The organism is Achromobacter sp. 1012554356 (genome assembly GCF_059760815.1).
Map to the genome: position 1 here is coordinate 1 of NZ_JCBANC010000120.1, position 1,308 is coordinate 1,308.

The 1,308-nt window shown below is 65.4% G+C and carries 2 protein-coding genes; both read left to right on the top strand.

The features are described 5' to 3' along the window. Positions 1–46: 46 nt before the first annotated feature. The gene (gene pgsA / locus AC6LJW_RS29400; RefSeq protein WP_056563051.1) at positions 47–619 is read left to right on the top strand and encodes a CDP-diacylglycerol--glycerol-3-phosphate 3-phosphatidyltransferase; all 573 of its coding nucleotides are present in this window, start codon (positions 47–49) and stop codon (positions 617–619) included. 248 nt (positions 620–867) lie between these two features. Continuing rightward, the coding region (locus tag AC6LJW_RS29405) for an MFS transporter (RefSeq protein ID WP_498088970.1) at positions 868–1,308 on the top strand (441 nt) is incomplete at its 3' end.

A 1,308-nucleotide genomic window follows, 5' to 3' on the forward strand; every position in this document is an offset into this window, starting at 1 on the left:
GACTCCCTCTTCGGGGGGGACCTCCCTCTGTTAGGATACGGACACTATGCCAATTAACGTTCCCATTATTCTGACGTGGCTGCGTATCGCCATGATCCCGCTGGTGGTCGGGCTGTTCTATCTGCCCGAAAGCTGGATGTCTGTTCCCATGCGCGACACGCTGGCGGCATGGGCATTCATCATTGCCGCGCTGACCGACTGGTTTGACGGCTGGCTTGCCCGGCGCTGGAACCAGACATCGGCATTTGGCGCCTTCCTGGATCCCGTCGCCGACAAGCTGATGGTCTGCGCCGCCCTCATCGTGCTGCTGGACCTGAGCCGCGTCGATGCGTTTATTTCCCTGATCATCATCGGCCGCGAAATCACGATTTCCGCGCTGCGCGAATGGATGGCCAAGATCGGCGCCAGCGCCAGCGTGGCCGTGCACCGCTTGGGCAAGTTCAAGACCGCCGCCCAGATGATCGCGATTCCGTGCCTGCTGTACAACCAGGCGATCTACGGCGTCAACACCAAACTGCTGGGCGACATCCTGATCATCGTGGCCGCGGTGCTGACGGTCTGGTCGATGCTGTATTACCTGCAGCGCGCCTGGCCCGCGATCCGCGAAAAGGCCATGTAATACCGATTTGCCGGGCCGGCTGCACAACAGCCGGCCCGGCGCAGTTGCAACACTCCACGGCGGCCCGGCTCGCGCAAGACGGCCGCCGTGTCACGTCAAGAGCGATACGCCGGCTCGATCCGGCACGGCCCGCGCGCCGCAATCGCCATGAACACGTCGCCCGGACGCAAGTCCGTGCGACGCCGGAGACAACCCGCGATCCGCCAACGGCGGTCCGCATCCCTGCCGCCCTCGCGCGGCCTTGTGCAATGAACACCGCTACCGCCGCCACCTCCTTGCTCTCGGACGCCGCCGTACGCCGGCGCGACTGGAAAATCATCCTGCTCATCGGCGTGGCGCATGCCTCGTCCCACTTCTTCCAGCTTGTCCTGCCGTCGCTCTATGGCGCGCTGGGCCTGGAGTTCGGGCTGGACTTCGCGCGGCTGGGCTTGCTCGTGTCCACGTTCTACGTTGTGTCCGGCATTGGCCAGGCCTCGTCGGGCTTCGTGGTGGACCGCATCGGCGCGCGTCCCGTGCTGTGGTTCGGGCTGGCCTGCTTCGTGCTGTCGGGCGTGCTGATCGGCTCGGCCACGGGCTACGTCATGCTGATGGCCGCGGCGGTCGTGGGCGGCATCGGCAACTCGGTTTTCCACCCGGCGGACTATTCCATCATCAATCACCGCATCACCGCGCCGCGGCTGGGCCACGCG